Annotated in this window: 18 protein-coding genes; 5 read left to right on the forward strand and 13 right to left on the reverse strand. The window is 35.2% G+C overall.

Translation table 11 applies throughout. From position 1 onward, the window contains the following. Positions 1-29 precede the first annotated feature (29 nt). The 4 genes from BUC21_RS10180 to BUC21_RS10195 all read right to left on the reverse strand — a co-directional run bounded on the left by BUC21_RS10180 (position 30) and on the right by BUC21_RS10195 (position 3,808). Entirely contained in the window at positions 30-2,012 is a 1,983-nt protein-coding gene (locus tag BUC21_RS10180; RefSeq protein ID WP_073401879.1) for a glucosamine-6-phosphate deaminase, read from the reverse strand. Positions 2,013-2,170: 158 nt separating this feature from the next. Then, positions 2,171-2,950, reverse strand: a complete 780-nt coding sequence (locus tag BUC21_RS10185) for an amidohydrolase (RefSeq protein ID WP_073401881.1) — start codon at positions 2,948-2,950, stop codon at positions 2,171-2,173. A gap of 12 nt (positions 2,951-2,962) precedes the next feature. Next, positions 2,963-3,514 carry a 1-acyl-sn-glycerol-3-phosphate acyltransferase gene (locus BUC21_RS10190; protein ID WP_073401883.1) on the reverse strand — a complete coding sequence of 184 codons (552 nt, stop codon included), beginning with the start codon at positions 3,512-3,514 and terminating at the stop codon, positions 2,963-2,965. A 24-nt stretch (positions 3,515-3,538) separates the two neighbouring features. Then, positions 3,539-3,808 (reverse strand): hypothetical protein, encoded by a 270-nt coding sequence (locus BUC21_RS10195; RefSeq protein WP_073401885.1) that lies wholly within the window; start codon positions 3,806-3,808, stop codon positions 3,539-3,541. A gap of 375 nt (positions 3,809-4,183) precedes the next feature. Here BUC21_RS10195 and BUC21_RS10200 point away from each other — a divergent pair, with 375 nt between their 5' ends. Beyond that, on the forward strand, positions 4,184-5,830 hold the full coding sequence (locus BUC21_RS10200; RefSeq protein WP_073401887.1) for a diphosphate--fructose-6-phosphate 1-phosphotransferase: 1,647 nt from the start codon (positions 4,184-4,186) through the stop codon (positions 5,828-5,830). Between the two features lie 150 nt (positions 5,831-5,980). Next, a complete protein-coding gene (locus BUC21_RS10205) occupies positions 5,981-6,889 on the forward strand; it encodes a glycoside hydrolase family 25 protein (protein WP_073401890.1) in 909 nt (302 codons plus the stop codon). A 217-nt stretch (positions 6,890-7,106) separates the two neighbouring features. Here BUC21_RS10205 and prmA read toward each other — a convergent pair whose 3' ends face one another. Beyond that, the gene (prmA, locus tag BUC21_RS10210) at positions 7,107-7,952 is read right to left on the reverse strand and encodes a 50S ribosomal protein L11 methyltransferase (protein WP_073401892.1); all 846 of its coding nucleotides are present in this window, start codon (positions 7,950-7,952) and stop codon (positions 7,107-7,109) included. 156 nt (positions 7,953-8,108) lie between these two features. Between prmA and BUC21_RS10215 the strand changes: the two genes are divergently transcribed. Both BUC21_RS10215 and BUC21_RS10220 read left to right on the forward strand, forming a co-directional pair. Beyond that, the gene (locus tag BUC21_RS10215) at positions 8,109-9,443 is read left to right on the forward strand and encodes a hypothetical protein (RefSeq protein WP_073401894.1); all 1,335 of its coding nucleotides are present in this window, start codon (positions 8,109-8,111) and stop codon (positions 9,441-9,443) included. Positions 9,444-9,508: 65 nt separating this feature from the next. Further along, positions 9,509-11,113 carry a hemin receptor gene (locus BUC21_RS10220; RefSeq protein ID WP_073401896.1) on the forward strand — a complete coding sequence of 535 codons (1,605 nt, stop codon included), beginning with the start codon at positions 9,509-9,511 and terminating at the stop codon, positions 11,111-11,113. 240 nt (positions 11,114-11,353) lie between these two features. On the opposite strand, the gene BUC21_RS10225 is transcribed toward BUC21_RS10220, so the two are convergent. The 3 genes from BUC21_RS10225 to BUC21_RS10235 form a co-directional block, all read right to left on the reverse strand. Continuing rightward, entirely contained in the window at positions 11,354-11,821 is a 468-nt protein-coding gene (locus tag BUC21_RS10225; RefSeq protein ID WP_073401898.1) for a nucleoside deaminase, read from the reverse strand. A 115-nt stretch (positions 11,822-11,936) separates the two neighbouring features. After that, positions 11,937-13,028 (reverse strand): DUF4421 domain-containing protein, encoded by a 1,092-nt coding sequence (locus BUC21_RS10230; RefSeq protein WP_083547675.1) that lies wholly within the window; start codon positions 13,026-13,028, stop codon positions 11,937-11,939. A 24-nt stretch (positions 13,029-13,052) separates the two neighbouring features. Beyond that, complete coding sequence (locus BUC21_RS10235) at positions 13,053-14,027, reverse strand: Gfo/Idh/MocA family protein (RefSeq protein ID WP_073401900.1); 975 nt, start codon at positions 14,025-14,027, stop codon at positions 13,053-13,055. A gap of 123 nt (positions 14,028-14,150) precedes the next feature. Here BUC21_RS10235 and BUC21_RS10240 point away from each other — a divergent pair, with 123 nt between their 5' ends. Then, complete coding sequence (locus BUC21_RS10240) at positions 14,151-15,056, forward strand: hypothetical protein (protein WP_073401902.1); 906 nt, start codon at positions 14,151-14,153, stop codon at positions 15,054-15,056. Here BUC21_RS10240 and BUC21_RS10245 read toward each other — a convergent pair. The 5 genes from BUC21_RS10245 to BUC21_RS10265 form a co-directional block, all read right to left on the reverse strand. Continuing rightward, complete coding sequence (locus BUC21_RS10245) at positions 15,044-15,862, reverse strand: transporter substrate-binding domain-containing protein (protein ID WP_073401904.1); 819 nt, start codon at positions 15,860-15,862, stop codon at positions 15,044-15,046. The genes BUC21_RS10240 and BUC21_RS10245 overlap by 13 nt on opposite strands. Before the next feature lie 4 nt (positions 15,863-15,866). After that, positions 15,867-17,954, reverse strand: coding sequence for a putative porin (locus BUC21_RS10250; protein ID WP_073401906.1), 2,088 nt, complete (start codon positions 17,952-17,954; stop codon positions 15,867-15,869). Positions 17,955-18,039: 85 nt separating this feature from the next. Next, positions 18,040-20,352 carry a family 65 glycosyl hydrolase domain-containing protein gene (locus BUC21_RS10255; RefSeq protein WP_073401908.1) on the reverse strand — a complete coding sequence of 771 codons (2,313 nt, stop codon included), beginning with the start codon at positions 20,350-20,352 and terminating at the stop codon, positions 18,040-18,042. A gap of 215 nt (positions 20,353-20,567) precedes the next feature. Continuing rightward, on the reverse strand, positions 20,568-21,884 hold the full coding sequence (locus tag BUC21_RS10260) for an MFS transporter (RefSeq protein ID WP_073401910.1): 1,317 nt from the start codon (positions 21,882-21,884) through the stop codon (positions 20,568-20,570). A 505-nt stretch (positions 21,885-22,389) separates the two neighbouring features. After that, positions 22,390-23,409, reverse strand: coding sequence for a LacI family DNA-binding transcriptional regulator (locus tag BUC21_RS10265; protein WP_073401912.1), 1,020 nt, complete (start codon positions 23,407-23,409; stop codon positions 22,390-22,392). Positions 23,410-23,688 lie beyond the last annotated feature (279 nt).

Below are 23,688 nucleotides of genomic sequence, written 5' to 3' on the forward strand. Positions count from 1 at the left end.
CCGTGGATTCTTTAATTTATTAATTGAATTTATAGAGGTATATATTCTACAAATGCTTCGATTGCTTCATAGGATGCTAATCCTAAACTATCGTATAATGCTGCAGTTCCGCGGTTACGATCTTCAGAACGTTGCCAGAATAAACGTTCGTCATTACCAAGGAATGGCGCACCTTCCATTTGTGACTGATGTTTCAAAATAGTATTTCTCTTCAATCTCAATTCTTCCGGAGAAATTGGAACAGCCATTTCAATGTGTTCAATTTCCCATTCTGCCCATGCACCGCGATACATCCATATACGGCACTCTTTCATCCATTTTTCACTTTTCTCCAAATCGATAGCAGCAAGAACTGAATCAGTACAAACACGGTGAGTGCCGTGTGGGTCTGCCAAGTCACCTGCCACAAAAATCTGATGAGGTTTTACTTCCTGAAGTAGAGCACGTACTATTTCAACATCTTTTTCGGAAATAGGAGATTTTTGAATCTTTCCTGTTTCATAAAAAGGAAGATCAAGGAAATGAACATGATCTGATTTGATACCTGCGTATGTACAAGCTGTACGAGCTTCACCTCTACGAATTAATCCTTTAAGACGAAGCATATCTGCATTATCAAAGTCTCCTTCTTTTTTGCTATTGATAAATGTTCTTATCTCTTTGTATTTCTTATCAATAATATCACTATTGGCATCAAAGATCTGATTGAATCCGTTAATGAAATGCATGAATCTAACAACTTCTTCATCACCAACTGCAATATTTCCAGATGTTTGATAAGCAACATGTACATCGTGCTTTTGTTCAACAAGACGTCTTACGGTACCTCCCATAGAAATAACATCATCATCAGGGTGAGGAGAAAATACAATTACGCGTTTAGGATATGGTTTTGCACGTTCCGGACGGTATGTGTCATCGGCATTTGGCTTTCCACCTGGCCATCCGGTAATAGTGTGCTGTAAATCATTAAATATCTTTATATTAACATTATATGCAGAACCGAAAAGTGCTAATAATTCGCTAAGACCGTTTTCGTTATAATCCTTGTTTGTTAATTTAAGGATTGGCTTTTTTGTCAACATGCAAAGCCATACAATTGCACTACGAATTAGTTTATCATTCCATTCGCAAGAGGTAACCAGCCAAGGGCGTTGTATACGAGTAAGGTTTGATGCAGCAGAAAGGTCAATTGCAACACGTGTATTGTTGTGCATTTGTAAGTATGATGCTGGAATTGTATCAGATACTTTACCTTCTACTGTTTCTTTTATCATTTGAGCCTTGTCATCTCCCCATGCCATTAAGAATATTTTCTTTGCAGCAAGTATGGTTGAAATACCCATTGTAATAGAACTGATAGGTACATTTTCTGTTCCACCAAATAACTTGGCAGCATCGTTGCGCGATGTGTTGTCTAATAAAATCAGACGTGTATTTGAATTTGCCTGTGATCCAGGTTCGTTAAAACCAATATTTCCTACGCGACCGATCCCTAGTAATAAAATATCAATTCCTCCAAAGCTTTCAATTCTTTGTTCGTACAAACGACAATGTTCAAAAATTGTATCTTTAGGAATTGTACCGTCAGGGCTAAATACATTTTGTTTATTAATATCTACCAAATCTAAAAACATTGTTTGCAGTGTCTTTAGATTGCTGTTTACAGCATCAGGTGCTAATGGGTAATATTCATAAAGAGTAAATACAATAACATTGCGAAAACTAAGTGCTTCTTCGCGATGCATACGAACCAATTCATCGAATACAGAGCGTGGAGAATTTCCACCAGGAAGAGCCATGACGCAGAAACGTCCAGCCTTTTGTTTTTCCCTGATGGTAAAGGCTATTTCTGTAGCTATTTGATGAGCACCTTCATCTACTGATTCATAAATATCGGTAGGGATTTTTTCAAAACGAGTTAGAACAGAACGTTCAAATGCATTTTCAGGTTTGTAGTATTTTGTTGAAACCCGATTTAGTGTGATTTGTGAACTTAGATTAGTCTTCATAATACTTTTTATTATTACGATTAGATTTTTTTATCAGAATCACAAAGATATATATTTCTTCTTATTTAATCTATATTTTATTGGAAATAATATATAATTAATAAAAAAGTTTATTATTAAAGTAGCAAACAAGAAAAATAAATATATAAAGTCTACTTTTATAAGGAAAAGAAATCTGAATCGCGCCACACAGGAAACTTGGTTCGAAAAGAACGGAGGGTGTCTATCTCAAGGTTGACGGTACAAATCCCTTCTTCATTTTTATTGAAGTTAACAAGATTTTCTCCTCTCATGTTATAAAGAGCAGATCCACCATTATATGAAATTCCCATTGCATCATTACCTATTCGATTTACGCCACATACATAGCTTTGATTTTCAATGGCACGTGCGCATAACAATGTATCCCAAACATGACTACGACTCGCAGGCCAGTTAGCTACATAAATAAGAAGATCATATTCATTAATTACATTTCTCGACCATACAGGAAAACGCAAATCATAGCAGATTAACAAGTTTATTTTCCATCCCTGCCAGCTGAAAATACAGCGTTTGTTTCCAGCTGAGAAATGTTTGGGTTCATTGCCCATCCTAAAAAGATGACGTTTGTCATAGAAGTGCTCTTCATTATTGGGAGCCAGAAAAAAAGCTCTATTGTAATATGCTTCATTTTCTGAACAAATATAACTCCCTACAAGAGCCAAATTATATTTTGTGGCCCATTTCCTTAGAGTGGAAATGGTATTTCCATTAATTGTTTCAGCAAAAAGATGGCTTTGCATAGTAAAACCGGTTGAAAACATTTCTGGTAAAACCACAATATCAGTCTTTCCGCTTAATGCCTGAAGTTTTATTTCAAGTCTGCGAAGATTCTCTTGTATGTTTTCCCACGCTATGTCTATTTGTGCCAGTGAAATACGCAAAGCCGTCTTCATTAAATATGTTTTTTATAAACCAGTAGCAAAATTTTCTGGATTTTTTCCTTTAAATTGATTGTAATATAGCTTTATCTCACGCATATCTTTTTCAATATCTCCAGAAGGAATAACCACTTTTTCTGCTGTAATTGTTTTAGTAGGATAGTCAATCGCTACTAATACAATAGGAATATTCGCTTTAAGTGCAATATAATAAAAACCTTTTTTCCAATTTGGGTTTCTTGATCGAGTAGCTTCCGGAGTGATAGCTAAACTAAATTTTTGACTGCTTTCTATTATATCTGCCACTTGTTCAACCATAGAATTTTTTCTTCCGCGATCTACAGGAATACCTCCCATACCTTTTAAAATGCTACCCAAAGGAAAGAAAAACCATTCTTTTTTCATCATAAAACCTGTTTCTCGTCCAATAGATGCATAAAATAATTTGCCGATAATAAAATCCCAGTTACTAGTGTGTGGTGCAGCACAAATAATTTGTTTATCGAAATCTTCTACATTAACCACTGATTTCCATCCCAATAATTTGTGATAGATGAAACTACAAATTGCTTTCTTCATTCTTTCGTTGTTGTCCTTGTATTTTTAGTTAAGCGCACCAATTTTATCAACTATAGCTTTAATGCTTGCGTTCAAATCTTCATGGTATTTTTTATAGAATTGCTTAACTTGTCCAGGTTGAGTATGGCTAAGACGACTAATGAATTCTTGCTGCATTTCAAGAACATCAGCCATTAATTCGTCAGCTTTTGCTTTATCTGTTCCAGGAACGAATAAGCTGTTGATCATACACTCTGTAAATAATTCACCGGCAATATAGTTTACTTGTTTTTTTAAGTTTCTTCTGCTTGACATAATCTTTCTATTTTAAGTTAATACTAATATGTAAATTGTGGTAAAGATAAAGACTTTTTCTGAAGTTCTGAGTTGTTTCTATTAAAAAATATTATAGTAGAAAAAGTATATCAATAATATGAAATTTTTAATGTTTGCACAGTAACTTTTGATAAATAGTTGTTATTAAATGTAGTAGTTTTAATCTATTCAACATTTATTCATCTTTGCAGTAGTTTAAAATTATGAGATTTGTTACATGAACTTTATATTGTAATATTGATTTTTGAAAAATATAGTTTTAAGCTGGAATAGTTTTTATAATTCAGAAAAAAAAGCGAAATTTGCGACGCTTATTAATAAAAGCCTAACACACTTTAAACAAATATAGAAAAAATGACTAAAAGCGCATTACAAATTGCCAGAGCAGCTTATCAACCAAAGTTGCCTAAAGCATTGCGTGGAGCTGTAAAGGCTAGTGAGGGAGAACCTACACAGTCTGTTGCTGACCAGCATGCAATCAAAGAATTGTTCCCAAATACCTATGGGATGCCTATCGTGAAATTTGTTGAATCAGACCAAAAAGTAGAATATCCTGCAATAAATGTAGGAGTTATTCTTTCAGGCGGTCAGGCTCCTGGTGGTCATAATGTAATTTCTGGTATTTTTGACGGAGTAAAGAAGTTAAATCCAGATAGCAAACTTTATGGCTTTATTTTAGGTCCTGGTGGACTGGTTGATCACAATTATATGGAATTAACTGCTGATATTATTGATGAATATCGTAATACTGGTGGTTTTGATATGATTGGTTCTGGTCGTACAAAACTTGAAACTACAGATCAGTTTGAAAAAGGTCTGAAAATCATTCGTGAACTAGGTATCAAAGCTATCGTTATTATTGGTGGTGATGATTCAAATACAAATGCTTGTGTTTTGGCAGAATATTATGCTGCAAAGAAATACGGAGTACAAGTAATCGGATGTCCAAAAACAATTGATGGTGACTTGAAAAATGAGATGATCGAAACTTCATTTGGTTTTGATACAGCATGTAAAGTTTACTCAGAAGTTATTGGTAATATTCAAAGAGACTGTAACTCAGCACGTAAATACTGGCACTTTATTAAGCTAATGGGACGTTCTGCTTCTCATATTGCTTTGGAATGTGCTTTGCAAGTTCAACCAAATGTTTGTATCGTTTCTGAAGAAGTAGAAGCAAAGAACATGTCACTTGATGATGTTGTTACTTATGTTGCTAATTCTGTAGCAGCACGTGCAGCTCAAGGTAAAAACTTTGGTACAGTATTAATTCCTGAAGGTCTGATTGAATTTATTCCAGCAATGAAAGCTTTGATTTCTGAATTGAACGATTTCTTGGCAAGCAATGCAGAAGAGTTCTCTCATATTAAGAAGTCTCACCAACGTGATTATATTATTTCTAAATTATCTAAGGTTAATGCTGAAATATATGCAAGTCTTCCAGAAGGAGTTGCTCGTCAGCTTACATTAGATCGTGACCCTCACGGAAATGTTCAGGTTTCATTGATCGAAACTGAAAAATTACTTGCTGAGATGGTTGGCAATAAACTTGCTGAGTGGAAAGAACAAGGTAAATTTGTAGGTAAATTTGCTTCTCAAGTTCACTTCTTTGGATATGAAGGTCGTTGTGCTGCTCCTTCAAATTACGATGCTGACTATTGTTATTCTTTAGGTTATGCTGCTTCAGCATTGATCGCTAATGGTAAAACAGGCTATATGTCTTCTATTCGTAATACAACAGCTCCTGCTGATCAATGGATTGCCGGAGGTGTGCCTATTACTATGATGATGAATATGGAAAAACGTCATGGTGAGATGAAGCCTGTAATCCAGAAAGCACTTGTGAAACTTGATGGAAAACCATTCCAGGCATTTGCTGCAAAACGCGATGAATGGGCTATTAATACAGATTATGTATATCCAGGTCCTATTCAATATTTTGGTCCAACAGAAGTTTGCGATCAACCAACAAAAACGTTGCAACTGGAGCAAAGTAAATAAATAACTGCTAATATTTTATATTAGCTTTATTAAATTCACCACAAATTACTCAGATTGTATCAACTTATATATAGAAATATTTATATTTGCTTTATCTGAGGGATTTGTGGTGAAATATTTTATATGAATTAGATATTTTCAACTGAATTAATGAACAAAGCTCCCATACTAGCAGCTAACGGTCAACGAAAACCGCGAAAAAAAGTCTCTGTAAAAAAGAAACCAGCTTCATCGCGAAAAAGAAATGGCCGTAAAAACAGTGGTGCATCGTGGTACTTACCTCGTTGGGTTGTTCGTGTGCTTGCTTTTCTACTTATTATATTTTTTTCAGCTCTTTTCTATTGGTTTTTTATCCGTCCATATTCATATAGATGGAAATCATGTTCCGGTGATAAAGAATATGGTGTATGTATGCCTTCCGGTTTTGAAGTTCATGGAATTGATATATCTCACTATCAGGGGAATATTAACTGGGAAGAACTTGTTGAATATCAGTCACCAGACTATCCTTTGCAGTTTGTGTTTGTTAAAGCTACAGAAGGAGGCGATTTAGGAGATGATGCTTTTCAGAAAAACTTTGATTCAGCTCGTAAATATGGATTTATTCGCGGAGCTTATCATTTCTTTAATCCAGGAGCACCTGCGGCAAAGCAGGCTCAGTTCTTTATAAATACTGTAAAACTTGACAGTGCAGATCTTCCACCTGTATTGGATGTAGAAAAAAAAGGAATAAGGAGTAAAGAAAGTCTTGTGAAAGCTATAAAACTTTGGCTAGACATTGTAGAAGCTCATTATGGTGTGAAACCTATTTTATACACATCTTATAAGTTCAAGACCAGCTATTTGAATGATTCCATTTTTAATTCATATCCTTACTGGATAGCTCATTATTATGTAGATTCTGTAGAATATAAAGGTAAGTGGAGATTCTGGCAACACACAGATGTAGGCACTGTTCCAGGAGTGGAAGAAAGCGTAGATCTTAATATTTTTAATGGAACGATAGAAGAATTAAAAGCCATGACTATTAAAAGAAAAATTTCAACCAAGACGCAATAATATTGGTTCATATTCGTTTTTATAGTAAATCTAAAACTATATGAAACTAATAAAATTGCAGTATGTTGAAAGAAATATTTAAAATAGCAGGTCAGATGATTCTATATATCCTGATATTAGTTGCGTTGGTTTTTATTTTTTATCCCGAAAATTCTAAAGATAAAAAAGCAACAGTTCAAGATTCAGAGTTGTCTATTTCAAAGCTTCTTCGGTAGTGTTAGCTCTTTATAAATTTAACTACAGCCCAATTATTTTTCTCTTTGTAATACATGAAATTAAGGCCCAGACTTTCAGCCTTTTCTTTAAGAATATCAATATCTGATACGTAGAAACCGCTCATAAATATTTCAGAACCTTTGTGCATGCATGCAGTATAAAAGCTCATATCATTTAATAAAATATTCCGGTTTATATTTGCTATTACTATATCGAAAGATTCTCTTCCTTCAAGTGAGGTCGCATCACCTAATTCTACAGATATATTCTCTATGTTATTCAAAAGAATGTTTTCTTTTGAGTTCTCAACACACCATGTGTCAATATCGATTGCGGTAATTGGCTTTGCACCTCTCATGGCGGCAAGTATTGCTAAAATAGAAGTACCGCATCCCATGTCAAGCAGAGATTTGTTTTGCAGTTCAGCATCCAGTAATTCTTCTAAAATAAGGCTTGTTGTTTCGTGATGTCCTGTTCCAAATGCCATTTGAGGATTAATCAAAATGTCATATTCAGCTTCTGGTACATCTTTGTGGAAGGTACTGTGAATTACGCATCTGTTGCCAATCACGATAGGTTGGAAGAAATTTTTTTCCCATTCTTCGTTCCAGTCTTTGTCTTCCATTAATTCGGCCTTATATGAGATTGAAACATTCTCCAAAGGTATATTTTCAATAACCTCTTTTAATGTACTTTCGTTGTAGATTGGTTGTTGAATATAGCCTTTAATGCCATCAGTGTTTTCAATAAAACTTTCAAAACCAATTTCTCCCAAGCAAGCGGAAAGCACATCATTTACAGTTTCTGTACAAGGGGTTGTTTTAAATGTAACTTCGAAATATCTCATAATATAACTTTTATTATTACTATTTATGGCACAAAGATAAGTAAAATAGGGAAATCCCTATTACTATTTGGGGAAAATCTTCCATTATTGATAAATCCCTTATTTATCTTTGTATTGGATTTAAAAGCGAAAGTTAATTTTTTAAATTAAATTATCATGAAAAAGATTATAACGTTAATGCTAATCGCGCTTGGGTTATCGCCAGTGATGATGGCTCAAAGTTATGATGATCTTTACTACAATCCTAATAAGAAGGATACTTCGCTAAGGAAGGAAGAAAAGAAACAAGTTACCGAGAAAAAGCGCACGTATGTTTCTACTAATATGCCGGTTGTGGTTAAAGATCGTAAAGGAAATGTTCGTGATATTGACGAATATAACCGTCAATATAACGCTAAAGAAAATAAATTTGAAGTTGTAGACGATACATTATACGTTGAGGAAAAGAAATATCCTGAACGTGGAGAATGGGTAAACGGATTCCAAGGTACTGAGGATGATTATGAATATGCTCAAAGGATAATTCGTTTCCGCAATCCTCGTTATGCCGTTAGTATCAGTAGTCCTTATTATTGGGATATTGTTTATGGCTTGAACTCATGGGACTGGAATGTATATGTTGATGATTTCTATGCTTATGCATTCCCTACTTATACAAACCGTTTATGGTGGGATTGGCGCTATAATTCCTACGGCTGGGGCTGGGGATCTTCATGGGGTTATCCTTATGGAGGTGGTTACTATGGTGGCTACTATTCTGGTTACTGGGGTGGTTATTACGGAAACTACTGGGGCGGCTATGGATATTGGGGACATCCTTATCATGGATGGGATGGACCATGGTATGGTGGCGGATATGGTGGATACGGATTAAACCATGCCGGATATTATAATACACGCCGTTCAGATTTTGGCGATTCTCGTATGCGTGCCGGTTCTTCCAGTTATCGTACTTCATCATATACTCGTGCTGGGGGCTTGCAAGACCGCACTTCTACTTATTATCGTCGTTCTGGAAGTGGAAGGGTAGTTGGTACTCGCTCTGGTTCTGATTATGAATCAGGAGTAAGCCGTCGTTCGGGTTATATTAGATCAGAATCAAGTTATAATGACCGTACAGATGGATCTTCAAGAAGAACAATTTATGCACGACCTAGTTCAACTCGTACTTATTCTACCGGTAGTGAAGGTATAGGGAGAAGAAGTTCTTCATATGATCGTCCATCAACTACAACAAGAAGTAGTTCATATAGTCGTGGTAGTAGCAATGATGTAAGAAGCTACTATAATGGAGGCAGTTCGTCAGGTCGCTCATACGAAAATGGTTCATCAACCCGTAGCTATTCACCAAGTAATAATAGTGGTGGCTCATATCGGAGTAGTGGTGGAAGCTCTAGTGGTGGCGGAAGTTCACGCTCTGGCGGTGGCGGTAGTTCTAGTGGCGGAAGTTCCGGTGGTGGCAGTTCTCGCGCTGGTGGCGGCGGTAGATGATAAGCCCTTTATTCCATAAGAGAGATGATAATAGGTATTCATTATAAAGAATAAAGAACAATACAATGAAAACAATTAATTTATTGAAAATGATAACGTGTGCCCTTTTGCTTAGTTCAGAAGTCGGTGCTCAGACAATATACGATGCAGCAAAGTTTTCAGGAAAAGACCTTAACGGTACAGCGCGTTTTGTAGGTATGGGTGGTGCTATGGGAGCACTGGGTGGTGATATTTCTACAATAAGCACGAATCCTGCCGGTATTGGTATTTACAGAAGTAATGATTTGATGACTACTTTTGGTTTCAATTATACTTCTTCCGAAAGTAATTATAAGGGAAGTATCATGAATTCTGATAAATATCGTGGCTCATTTGATAATATTGGTTTTGTTTATTCTTCTAAAATAGGTAATCAAACGGCGTTGAGATATGTGAACTTTGGATTCAATTACCATAAAGCGAAATCGTTTAATAGAGACTTTGCTATGAGCGGTAACTTGAATAACCTTTCTCAAACAGACCAAATGGCTGTTTTAAGCCGTGGCCTTAATCAGAATGATATGAATCTTGATTATTTAGGTGTTAATTCAGCAAATGCAGGATGGTTATCAATTTTAGGATGGAATGGCTGCTTAATTCATCCGAGTCCGACTACTACAAACCAATATATAGGTTTCCCGGCTAATGATCCTTCTGGTAGTTATTCTTCAAGAGAAAGGGGAGGGATAGATGCTTATGATTTTAACTTGTCTTTTAATATTAGCAATCGTGTTTATTTAGGATTCACCTTAGGTGCTTATGATGTGAATTATACAAAGAATACTTATTATGAAGAGTCTTTTTCGTCTAGCACAAATCCTGATTATTTTCTTGAGAATACAGACTATGCATATTCTTTGGAGAACTTCATGAAAACCACAGGTACGGGGGTTGATTTTAAAGCAGGTATTATAATTCGTCCCGTTGAAGAATCTCCATTAAGAATTGGAGCAGCAATACATACGCCAACTTTCTATAAATTAACGATGAATAATAGTGCCATATTAACATCTAATGCAGATGTAAACGATGACGGTTATATTATTAAGTATAAAAAAGATGGTTATAATTCTTATTCATATGATACTTATAAAGAAATAGGTGGTGATGCAATTACCGATTATCAGGTTACTACTCCCTGGAAATATAATTTAAGTTTGGGTTATACTATTGGAAGTAATGTAGCTCTTGGTGCTGAATATGAATATCAGGATTATTCTACAGCAAAACTAAGTTATGGTGATGGTACAAGAATGAGTGAAGAGAATGGCATGATGAAAGATTTCCTGAAGGGGGTAAGTACACTTCGTTTAGGTGCAGAAATAAAGTTGGTACCCGAATTCGCTATCCGTGCAGGATATAACCATACAGGTGGAGCTTTCGCAAATAATGCTTATAAAAGTCTGCCTTTAAACTCTGTTCGTACAGATACTGATTATTCAAATGAGAAATCTATTAATAACTATACCCTTGGTTTAGGATATAGAGCCGGTAGCTTTTATGCTGATATTGCTTATCAATATAGTGCGTATAAGGAAGATTTCTACCCATTCGATAATTTAGATTTAACTAAGACTTCTGTGAATAACGATAAACAACAAGTTCTTTTAACTTTAGGATTTAGATTTTAGGTAATTAGATAACTTGTCAGGATAACAAAATGAATCCTCTTCTGATACACTTTTTATATCAGAAGAGGATTTTTTATTTCATCACTTATCAGTCAAAAACTAAACTAGGTAAATTCTATAATTCTTGTACAAAAGAAAACAGTCTTCTGTACAGGACTATTTATTATTTTGTACAGAAGAATGAATTCTTTTGTACAAGGATAGATAGAAATAAAAAGAGAGATTGAATATGCTTTTCAATCAATATTCAATTTTATCCATATTCTTTGTCCACTCTTCAAAAGCTTTCAGGGCCTCTTCACGAAGCAGTGGCTCCGATTGTAGTTTCCTGTCAGCAGGTTTCAGTTCCAGCTCATCATAAATGAATGAATCATCGAAGCCTATATCCTTAGCATCAGTCTTTGTATTAGCGTAATATATCTTATCCAGCCGGGCCCAATAAATTGCTCCAAAGCACATAGGACAAGGTTCGCAGGAAGTATAAATTTCACAACCACTAAGATTAAAGGTTCCCAATGCCTTTGCTGCAGCACGAATAGCACTAATTTCTGCATGAGCAGTAGGATCACACGTACTTGTAACCCGGTTTACACCAGTAGCAATGATTTCTCCGTCTTTCACAATAACGGCGCCAAATGGTCCTCCGCCTTTTGCCACATTTTCTATTGAAAGTGCAATGGCCTTTCGCATGAATTCTTCTTTATTCATAACGCTTGTATTAGTTTATTTTTGTCTGAGGAACTGTAACGAATATGATATAGTCAAACCTAAACCTTATAGAACTAGCTATTCAATATAGAAAGGAATTAAAATACTATTTTGTTCACAGTTTACTTCTATAAAATTTCTTTTTATTGAAATTGAATCCAGCATAAATCCGGATAGTTCCAAAGCTATTGTTCAGATAAAAGTTCTCGGTTCTGTAGTCATAAGTATGCATTACCATTGATGCACCGACAAAATATTTAGAATCATTGTATACAACTCCTGCCCGGGTTATTAAATCGAGATTCATCTCTTTAAGAGTAGGTAGTATTCTGTCACCGGAATCCGTTTTCGATTTTTTGTAGGCTATTGCTGGTGCCAAAGATATGTTTGCCAGAAAGTTTTTGGCAAATACCCAGTTGTATGTATATCCAAAGCTAAGACTATAGTCCGAATAACTAATTTCTTTAAATTTTAAAGCATCACTTAATTTTGCTACAATGGGAGCCGGTAACTGGTTGTGATCGAATTTTATATTATGCTGAGAATAGGAAAATCCTGCAATAAAAGAACCCGCGCTGCGGCGCTGATTGCTAGACTGACTGTAAGCTGCAGGATAAGAAAACTTTTTGTTGTTAAAAACCCAATAAGCGTTTAGCCCCTTAATAGCAACAGAAAAGCCATTAATATCTGTAGCAATAGCCGGATATTCGTTGTCTTCAAAAATACCACTTGTACTTCTCAACTTGAAATTACTACCACTTTTTCGGTAATAAACATCGCCTCCAATCATGGGGCTATAAAGACTTAACCCAAATTCTGTTTTTTTATTTGATAGCTTTTTATTTCCAAAAAAATCACTTAAGTCCACAGACCATCCCAGAAAAATCCATCTCCACCCAAAGTATGCGCCAAGTTTATAACTCATATTGGGAGATATTGTTAATCGCTGAGGATTCTCTTCTTTGCTTTCAAATATATAATATTCATACCAGTTACTATTCTCCAACATAAATGCGTAATTGAATTTATTTGGCTCAACATAACTGGTATCAATTTCGTTAATTTTATGTCCAATTGTATTTACATTTTCTTTTGCTCTATCTTTCAGCTCTTTTCCGAACTTATAAAATTCTGTTTTTCCATCCTGAGCCAACAAAATAGATGTTGCGGATAGTAGAAAGCATAAGAAGGTAAACGCTAATTTCATCAATAATAACTTAGTAATTCAGAACTAAATTTTACCAAGGATTTTATCCATAACCCAATTTGTAGGCGTAGCACTGATACCATCACAAGCACAGATTGATTTTCCTTGCAAGTGATGAATAACAGATTCAATGAGATTGTACTGAATATGTTCGGGGTTCTCTATTACAAATTCCTCTCGTCCTTTTTCTGTGTGAAGGGCAATTGGATCAAATGTAAATGTAGAAAAACAAAGCATACCCTTATCGCCAATTACTTCAATTCTGTCTTCTTTGGCAGAAGAGTGAGCAACAAAGCACCACGAACCTGAACCTACCAGTCCTGAATCGAACTGGAAACAAGCGCTAACTGTATCTTCTGCTTTATATAAACCTGCCCGATTGCTTTTAAAACCTTCAGCTTCAAGGATACAGCCAAATATATCCTGAAGAATATCCAGCTGATGAGATGCAAGATCGTAGAAATAACCTCCGCCTGCAATATCCGGTTGAACTCTCCATGGTAGATTTTCTTTATTGTAGTCCAGGTCGTATGGAGGCTGAGCGAAACGTATTTGTACATTAATTACGTTTCCAATAGTTCCTTCCTGAATCAATTCTTTGACCTTTATAAAATAGGGCAGGTAACGTCTATAGTAGGCAACAAAGCATGGAACACCTGTTTCCTGGGAAATTCTGTTTATACGAGTACATTCCTCATAACTGCTGGCCATTGGTTTTTCTATATAAACCGGCTTACCTGCTTTCATGGCCATAATGGCATAAGTAGCATGTGAAGAGGGTGGGGTAGCTATGTAAACAGCATCAACTTCCGGATCCTCAATTAGTTCCATCGCATCAGTATACCATTTATTAATGCCTCTTTTCTCAGCGTAGTTTCTTGCTTTTTCTTCGTCGCGGCTCATTACAGCAACAACAGTAGAACCTTCAATTTTCTTAAAAGCAGGTCCACTTTTCTTTTCTGTTACGTTTCCACAACCAATAAATCCCCATTTAATCATATTCGTTAATCCTCTTTATTTATCTTATAACAAAATTTACAGTTAATCGAATTGCAAATATATTGTTTTTAATTACTTTTGTCATAACAAAATATGAATAAACTGATAAAAAACACTCTATAAATGGAAAAACAAACATCAAAAATAGTATTTTATAAATCACGCAGCTTGGCAGGACGTTTCTCTGCTGCATTCGATTTTATAGAAAATAATTTTAAAGTTTTGGCTAAGTTCAGCTCTTTTATAATTTTGCCTGTTGCAGTACTTCTCTCATTGTTTTTTATTGTATACAATAATTTGGCAGCGCAGATTGTTCAAGGCAATATTGCAGCTTCGGGATTAACCCAATATATAGCTTTAGTATCTGCATTAGTATTGGTCTGTATAATTGGAGATATTCTTTTTAAAGGAACAGTTTTTGCATTGGTAAAAGAATATTCATTGAGAGAGTCTATTGCACGCTTGTCATTCAAAGAAATGAAAAATAAGCTGGTTGCTAATATCAAACGCTTTTTAATTATCAGTTTGGTTTTGGCATTACTCTTTATTGTCTACATGGCTTTATTAGCAGGCTTGGTATTCCTTTCTCCATGGACGTTAGTACTTACTTTCCCATTCTTACTTTTCATAACTATACCTTTCACTTACGCACAGGAAATTTATATGTTTGAGGATATAAAAGCAATGGCTGCAGTGAAGAAAGGCTTTAAATTAGGTGTTCCCAATTGGGCCGGAACATTTTTCCTTTTAATTCTGGCAGAAATATTTGCTTTAATTATTCAAGGTATAGCATTCACCCCATGGGGAGTTGGTTCTTTTGTTCAGTCTTTATCCTTCAGTTCAATTCTTGATGGAAATACCTCAACTTTACCTGCTTATTTCAGTATCTTAATGTTTGTGTTGAGTGTGATAGGTTACTTTGTTTCTTATCTGGCACAGCTGCTTCCATCAATATCAATGATGTTCCAGTATTTTAGTGCAACTCAGAAACAGGTAGAGAAAGATTTGGAAATAAATCAACCTTTATAATATTTCTTATATATACGCTTATATTCTTCACTCTTGGTAAACTCTTTAAGCCAAGAGTTAAGAGTATCTAGCAATACAGGAGAGTGCTTACTTACTCCCCATGAATAGAACTGGGTGAAACTTATATCAGTGTGAATATCTAGTTGTGGAAATGAATCGATAGATGCCAAGGCTATGCTTTGATCGCATACAGCATAACTAATGTTTCCATGTGCTACCAAAGCCATAAGTTGCTCTGAACCATATTTCTCCACTTCTTTAATATAAATAGCTTCACCTATTTCATTGCTTAGGTTTTTGATGCGAAGTATAGAAGGGGAACCTTTTTCTACATGCAGAATTTTATGTGCCAGGTCTAGCTGACTTTTAATAAATGCAGGATTACTTTTTCCGGCCTTTCTTTGAACTAAAACTTGTTTATTAAGAACAATAGGAGTGGTTAGCAGAATGGAATCTTTAAGTTCGGTGGTAACCGGAATATTGTAAGCAATAATATCAAATTTGCCATTAGAAAGCCCCTTTAAACGTTTATCAAAACTCATCTCAGGAGTGATATCCAAACGCAATCCTTTATCTTTAGCAAAAGCATTTATAAGTTCGTATTGAAATCCTGAGATTGTATCTCCGTCTACATAATAGCTCAAAGAGTTATATTCTGTAACTACCCGAAGAATTTTGGATTTCTTAATTTCGGCATAGTCACGTGGTTTTCCTGTTTCTGATTCTTCTCGCGTAAAGAAAATTGCGAGAATAATCAATACTATCGCTGGAATTAAATACTTAATATATTTACCTTTTAACTTCATGTTATTAATCGTAGAAGTTCCATGAAATACCTATTTTAAATAGGCGAGGGTTGATTGGGTAATGAGGTACATAGAAAGAATTAGATCCGCCGGAACTCTGATTAACATGATAGTACATTACAAAGAATCGTGTACGTTTCAGATGCAAATTAGCATATAGGTTTACGACAGGATATCCGCCAATCTTAGTATACTTGTCGGCATTTGTTGCATCTTGTAAATTGAATGTTCCAATAGCAGGAGTATAATCCGGTGCATAGTATTTGCTGAAGTAACGAACATCAGCTCCCAATTGTAAGCTCAGGACTTTCTTTGCCAGCTTTGTTTCCAGATACAAGTTGTGGTAAAGAGAAAGTTCAGGTAGTGGTAAAATGCTATTGTTTGACGACTTTTGATAAGTTACTTCATTATCTAAATGGAGAATACCAGCCTGGAAATTTTGTTTCACACATGCACTTAATATCTGCAAATTTTCGCCTGCCTGTACGGGTATTGCTTTACTGTTGAAGTAAGTATAATTTTTAATGTTTTCTACGCCAATATTAATATTGGTTCCTAATCTCTTGAAAGATAATTCTCCTTCTACGTGTGTTTTAAATTCTTTAGAGAAATTAATATTATCCCACCAGAAATGGTTTGAGTGATAATGACGCATATAAAAAGATGGCAAAGTATTGCTAATATTTCCGCGGGCAACAAGCGCAACAGTATCTTTCAGTAAACGGAAATTAAGGCGAACATCTCCTTTTAAACGAAACTGACCGATACTTTCCTTAAGCATTCCCACTTCTCCAATAGCTGAATAATTGATCAGTTTACCTTCTTTTCTCGATAATTCACCTCCTACATATACTTCATTTTCAGTAAATTTATCTGTAGTTATGGAATCGGCATTCATTAAGTTATACTGGCGAAGTTCGTGAGAAATGAATCCCGTTAATCCGGCCTGAGCATATTTATTAAATCCTTCCAGAAGTGCTATTCCAAATGTATTTTTAATAGATGTATAACTGGTAGAATCTCTGGATGAAAGGTTACTTCCGTTTAAATATGTATTTTCGTAATAATCTTTATCTTCTGAGTATGCAACAAATCTTTTGTGAGCTCTTTCATATTTCATAGTATGAATGAAGCTTGTAACCGGAACAAATTCTATTACCTTTTCTTGTTTTTGTTCCTTGGCTTCACCATTCTCACCTTTTTTGCCGTTTCCTTTTTTTCCCTCTTTTATTTTATCTAATTCCTTTACCTCTATAATTTTTTCTCTTTTAAATCCTAAATTATAGCGGTGAGTCAGAAATACATAAGAGTCATGGTTCTTATTCCAGGTATCTGTAAAGTTAACAGGTATATTTGCAGGTTCATATTGCTTTTTACCTTCACTCATGGCTAATGGATTTGTAATGTAGCGATCATCAGCAATACCACCGTTTTCCTTCATTTTTATGCTGAAGTTGTTGTATAAAAGATGTGCCTGATATTGATCTCCAATATAACTACCAAAAAGAGCTCCATTAAAATGAGAGGTCGACTGGTCCGTATAGAATCCACGGCCATATTGATAGTCAATGTTAAATCCAAAAGCTAAACTTTTGTTTACGTTTACCGAGAAATAACTTTTGAAACGCTCTTCGCCATCTACTTTTGAACCTGATTTGAAATATGTAAGGTTGGTATATGGTAAACGTGAGTTCGCGAATTTAAAATTCTGTGGTTTAACAAAAAAACTAGAATAAGGATCTATAAACAAATACTGCGAATTCTCTACCGGACGATCAAAAAAGATTCTGGACATTGATGGTGAACCAAGGTTGCCCAGATAATTGTTATGTCCTGTCATACCTTCTACAAGGTTTTCATTCTGGAAGTTGTGGTAAATCGTATCGGCAGGAATCATTTGTCTGTTTCCCAAACGTTCATCCACACTCCACATATAGAGTTTTGGATCAATAGCTGCTGTGCTTACTTGTGAACTGTCTTTTTGTGTCTCGTTATTTTTACGGGATCCCATACGGGGCTCATTCATCTGGGCATGAACGTATGCCTGAGATAGAGTCATTAAGAGTATGTATATTAATAATATCCTTTTCATATTGGACGCAAATATACAACAAAAAACAATTCACAAAGATTATTTGTTAAGCACGTTCTTTTAAATGTCCCTTTTTTTTCTTTTATCAACAGTTTATAGCGATTATTAATTCAGATTTTGGCTTAATGGAATAGTTTTTTCCATACACCTGAATGCATACATCTGTATCTGCAAGATTGTTTACACTCATTTCTTTATGGCTGACTTTTATAACCAAAAAGTACCCGATGAATTTAACTTTAAATTGATATGATTGCCATTTTGGAGGAATAAGCGGTTCGAAAGATGCCTTTCCCCGGTCTAACTTCATACCGGCAAATCCTTCTACTAAAGCCAACCAGCTACCCGGCATACTAGTAATGTGGAGTCCTTCTTTTAAATCATTGTTGTAATCATCAAGGTCCAGACGTGTAGCTTTTAAAAATAAATCATAAGCATTATCAACGTCCCCTATACGAGCAGCCAAAATAGCGTGAACAAAATAAGATAGCGATGATTCGTGAAGTGTTCGCGGTTCGTAAAAGAGGAAATTCTTCTTAATTGCTTCCTTGTCGAAATAATTTCGGTAGAGGTAAATTCCAAGAAGAACATCGCTTTGCTTAATAAAACAAGAACGCAAAATTCTGTCCCATGACCAGTGCTGACTAATGGGGCGTTCGGATGGATTAATGTCAGAAACAAGCTTAAGTTCTTTGTCCATATATCCATCTTGTTGCACCAATATCCCTCTCTCTTTGTCTTCAGGGAAGTACATGTTCTCAATTATATCCTGCCATCTTTCAGTTTCTTCCAGCTGAAAGCCTGTTTTATCTAAAACCCGTTGATAATCATCCGGATATTTCGTTTTAACTAACTCCAGATAATAAAGTGTTGATTTAAGATTTTGTATGCAACTGTAGTTGGTATACCAGTTATTATCTACATTGTTTTCGTATTCATTAGGGCCTGTAACTCCTAATATCACATATTTCTGTTTAGGTGTAGAGAAGCTCACCCTTTGACTCCAGAATCGGGATATTCCAATAAGAACTTCAAGACCATACTTAGCAACGTAATCCGTTTTCCCGGTATAGTTAGTGTATAAATCAATGGTGTATGCAATGATACCATTGCGGTGAATTTCTTCAAAAGTAATTTCCCATTCATTGTGACATTCAACTCCATCCATGGTAACCATCGGATAAAGTGCAGCACCGTTTGTGAAACCTAGCTTTTCAGCATTTTCTATAGCTTTGGGTAAATGGTTGTATCTGTAAAGCAAAAGATTGATTGCCAGATTTTCAAATCCGGCTAACAAATAATAAGGGATACAACATAATTCTGTATTCCATTGAGTGTTTCCTCCATACTTTTCTCCGGTAAATCCTTTCGATCCAATATTTAAGCTTGGGTTATCGCCTTTGTAGTTTTGGTGGATTTGGAATAGATTGAAACGAATGGCTTGTTGTACTTCATCGTCTCCTTCAATTTTTACATCAATAATATCCCATATTTTGCTCCATTCTTTCTTTTGTTCATCTAAGAGTGCTGCCCATCCTATACCTTTTGCTTTCTGAGCTTCGTTAATTGATTCCTCCACAAGTTTTTTTCTATCACAATAGAGTGAAGAAACAATTGACGTATATTTTATTAATGATAAAGTTTCACCTGGTTTTACATCAGATCCGACACTGAATCCTACCAATTTTTCCTTTTCAATTCTAATCGGTCTGTTTGTTATTTCTTTATTGTTTTTGAATAGCTGATAAGTTGTGGCACAGCAAGCCTGAGAGTCTTCGCCTTTAGTCTGCGTCCATAGTAAAGCATAATCGTGAGTAGTTTCTGCCAGAATGATATTCCACATTTTTTCATTGAAATTAGAACTTTCATGAATTACATCTCCGTTGATGTAGGGGAGAAGTGATACCTTTCCTTCATAATTTACAGAAGTAACACTGTATTTTATCAGGCAGAGATTTAATAGCGCCATGCTATAAAAGCGCTCAACATGGATTTTTAAAGTGTATCCTTTTGGTGAAGTTACGGTAAAAGTCCTTTCCGATAAGCCTTCTTTCATTAAAAGCTTACGCTCAAACTCATTTATATCCCATACTTCAAGATTTAGTTCCTCGTCTATAAGTCTAAGGTTAATTCCACTCCAATAGGGAGCATTAGGCATACGCGAAAAATAACGTGGATATCCATTTTTCCACCATCCAACACGCGTACGATCCTGGAAATAAATACCTGCAATATACGATCCTTGAAGTGTGTCGCCTGTATAAGTCTCTTCGAAGTTTCCTCGCTGACCAATTCTTCCGTTTCCAATACTGAAAATACTTTCGGAAGCTCTTTGGTTTTTAATGTGAAATTCTTCTTCAATAATATTCCATCCGTCTGTTTTTAGGAATCTTTTCATGGTATTTTTAATTCTTGCTCACAATAGTGATGTGTGTTTTATCTTATTTATAGTTGCTCTTTAAAGAAAAATACTACGGAGAACTTTATATCAGGTACTACTAAGGTACATATAAAGTTCTCCGTGCATTTTATCTTGTAAGCTAATTTGCTGAAAACTTGCTGCAAGATAATAAAAATAATATTATAAAAACTGCTAAAAACTATTTTTCCGAATTAATTATTTTCATGTTGTACCAATGTTTCTTTGATAAGAAAAACACAAATAGCTCCTACAATAAGAAATATTCCTGCAAGAACCAGCATACTTACTTGTTTACCTCCCACTAAGTGTAGTAGCCCTCCGCCAATTAATGCTGCGCAAATCTGAGGTAAACAGATGGTTCCATTGAATAAACCAAGATAAGCTCCCATGTTCTTTCCTGAAACTGAGTTTGTTAGTATTGTAAATGGCATTGCCAGCATTGCTGCCCATGCAAAACCTATAGCAAAGTAAGATGCAAACAAAGAATATTGATCGTGGATAAAGAAAGTGGAAATAAAGCCCAATCCTCCCAGCAACAGACTTAATGAATATGCAAATTTGCGTGATTTAAACATTGGAAGCAAAACAGCCCAACAGAGAGAACCTATTGCTTGTATTGCAAACAACACTCCAACCCAGTTTCCGGCTTCCTGATATTCGGCAGATGCAGTATTGGTGGTTCCCCATACATTATCGGCAATAGCACCATTGGTGTAAGTCCACATATACATGAAAGCTGCCCACGAAAAGAATTGAACCAAACCTACAGTCCAGAATACTTTGGGAGCATGTTTTAATAAAGAAATGAAATCAGTTTTTTGCTTTTTCTCTGCAGCAGTAATGCCATGAAACTCTTCGAATTCTTTCGGAGGCATCTCTTTTACCTTAACGGTTGTATAAATTACACAGAGAATAAGTATGGCTGCTCCGATATAAAACGAATAAATAACAGAGTCGGGAATCATTCCTTTCTCGGCAATATTGCTGATCCCTAAGAATGTAAAGATGAAAGGGAAAAGATAACCAACCAAGCTTCCTGCATTGCAAAGGAAACTCTGAATGGAATAAGCCAATCCCTTTTGCTTTTCGTTTACAAGATCACCCACTAACATTTTAAAAGGTTGCATTGCCATATTTATAGAAGTATCCAAAAACATGAGAGCTACAACACCAAAAATCATAGCATTTAATATCTTTGTAAAACTGCCGGCATTTGGAAGAAGGCACATTACTATTACTGCAACAAGTGAACCAACAAAAAGATAAGGAATGCGTCGTCCGAAACGTGTCCATGTTTTATCACTGGCAGATCCAATTAGCGGTTGTACAATAATTCCTGCCAACGGAGGAAGTACCCAAAAATAACTAAGGTTATGAGGATCGGCACCTAATGTGGCGAATATTCTACTAATATTTGCACTTTGAAGTGCGTATGCAATCTGTACACCAAAGAAACCGAAACTAATGTTCCATAGTGTCCAAAAACTTAGGTCTGGTTTTGTTTTCATTGTATTATTCTTCTTTATTAGATTTTATATGATTATTGTTTATTATATCTCATTTTACTAATTAATCTTTTTATCAGGTCAACCCGTTTCAAACATGTACATGTTTACACCCAATCATGTACATGTTTGAGTCCAATCTTGTACATGATCGGTTAGCTTACTCGCCAATAATTAGCTAAACTTACTCCGGTTAATCATTAATTTCCCCCTATAACTTTATTAAACTGATTTCAGTTGAGTACACCATGTACACCACTTTCTACTGATTATTGAACTATTGACTTTTGCAATTACTTGATTATTAATTATATAAATTTTATCAGGTGGCAGAGGTGGCAGTAAAATAACACTTTTTTCTCTTCTGGAAATTAAATTTTGAAAATTCCGCAATTTGCAGAATTTTCAAAATTTAATTTTATAAACCGAAAAATATAACTTTTTACTGCCACCTCTGCCACCTGTTTAATCTTAATTGTTTGTTTTTTAATGTATTATAAATTCCATTTTATTTAGTAGTTCCCCTAACTACTAAATTGGTCTTAACAATTCTGTTGCCACTTCTCTTTTCTTCCGGATTTTTATTTTCAAGCCTATCAATTAATAAATGGATTGCACTTTCGCCAACCTCTTTTCCATGTTGCTCTACTGTTGTGAGTTTAGGATCGGTAGTCTGAGCTATAATTCCATCTGAGAAACCACAGATAGAAACATCCTCTGGAATTTTAAGATTTGCCAATTTGCATGAATACAAAATTCCGGAAGCAGTTTCATCATTAATTGCAAAGAAACCATCAGGCCTGTTTGCCGATTCTAAAATAGCAGGAGTAATAGCTATGGCTTGTTCTCGTGTATCACATATTTTAATCATGCTATCATCAACAGGAACCTTGTATCTTCTCATTGCGTCCAGATATCCGTTTTTTCTATTTTTAGAAATCTCAAGATGGAGAGGAGCGCTATAGAATAAAATACGCTTGCATCCAGTTTGAATCATATATTCCACTGCGGCAAAAGCCCCGGCATAATCGTCCACAACAACACGTTCTGTATTAACTCCGGTACAAATCCGATCATAAAACACTATTGGAATATTATTGTCTAGCAGTTCCTGATAATGTTCGTATCGGGATGTATCTTTAGCCAATGAAGTAATAACTCCGCAAACTCGTGCGGCTAAAAAGGAATGAACAATTTTAACTTCCCGGGAATACTCTTCGTTTGATTGTGCAATAATGATATTGTAACCAGCCTTAGAAGCCACTTCTTCAATTCCATCAAGAACACATGAGAAAAAATGATGAACAAATTGCGGAATAATAACCCCAATTGTGTTTGATCGGCTTGTACGTAAATTCATTGCCATTTCATTTGGCTTATAATTATGTTCGCGCGCGTACTTATTTATAGTGTTTCTTGTCTCTTCACTAATGTCAGGATTGTTTTTAAGTGCTCTTGAAACTGTAGATGGAGAGACATTTAACGCCTTGGCTATATCTTTGATGGTGATTTGCGTTTTATTATTCATAGTTAATTTATAAGTTTCAATCCAAGGTTATATATTTTTATAGTGTTCTCCATACAAAAATAGGATAATTGCTCAAGATTGTTTTTTATAGTTAAATAATAGGTGTATATTTGAGGTGCAAACGATTGCAGAGCAAAAGTAACGAAATCATGAGATCATTCGCACAAGTAATAGTTAATAAACTCTATTTTTGTTGAGTAGTTGAAATGAATTTTAACGATTCATTCCTCTCTTTCTCAGAGAAATCAATTATTTATAATATTGTTAACTTTAATTTTT

This window comes from Bacteroides luti (genome assembly GCF_900128905.1).
Lineage (GTDB): Bacteria > Bacteroidota > Bacteroidia > Bacteroidales > Bacteroidaceae > Bacteroides > Bacteroides luti.